The following is an 834-nucleotide window of genomic DNA, read 5'->3' as shown; positions in this document are numbered from 1 at the left end:
TTTAAGTTCTATTTACACACATTCAATGTTCTTACATTGAGTCCATCAAAACCCCTTGGGTGTTGTATGGTTAAGCCTCACGGGCAATTAGTACAGGTTAGCTCAACGCCTCACAACGCTTACACACCCTGCCTATCAACGTTCTAGTCTCGAACAACCCTTTAGGATACTTAAAGTATCAGGGAAGACTCATCTCAGGGCTCGCTTCCCGCTTAGATGCTTTCAGCGGTTATCGATTCCGAACTTAGCTACCGGGCAATGCGTCTGGCGACACAACCCGAACACCAGAGGTTCGTCCACTCCGGTCCTCTCGTACTAGGAGCAGCCCCCTTCAATCTTCCAACGCCCACGGCAGATAGGGACCGAACTGTCTCACGACGTTCTAAACCCAGCTCGCGTACCACTTTAAATGGCGAACAGCCATACCCTTGGGACCGACTTCAGCCCCAGGATGTGATGAGCCGACATCGAGGTGCCAAACACCGCCGTCGATATGAACTCTTGGGCGGTATCAGCCTGTTATCCCCGGAGTACCTTTTATCCGTTGAGCGATGGCCCTTCCATTCAGAACCACCGGATCACTATGACCTGCTTTCGCACCTGCTCGAACCGTCATTCTCGCAGTCAAGCGGGCTTATGCCATTGCACTAACCTCACGATGTCCAACCGTGATTAGCCCACCTTCGTGCTCCTCCGTTACGCTTTGGGAGGAGACCGCCCCAGTCAAACTACCCACCAGGCACTGTCCGCAACCCCGATTAGGGGTCAACGTTAGAACATCAACACTACAAGGGTGGTATTTCAAGGACGGCTCCACACAATCTAGCGACCGTG

1 rRNA gene is annotated in these 834 nt (G+C 52.5%); it reads right to left on the bottom strand.

What is annotated here, in order from left to right:
- Nucleotides 1-66: 66 nt before the first annotated feature.
- A 23S ribosomal RNA gene (locus AACR11_RS19615) occupies nt 67-834 on the bottom strand; the annotation flags it as partial.

The sequence above is a fragment of the Vibrio sp. L85 genome (assembly GCF_963871815.1).
Taxonomy (GTDB): domain Bacteria; phylum Pseudomonadota; class Gammaproteobacteria; order Enterobacterales; family Vibrionaceae; genus Vibrio; species Vibrio harveyi.
The sequence above is the reverse complement of the archived record's forward strand: the minus strand, read 5'-3'. Positions and strand labels throughout refer to the sequence as shown.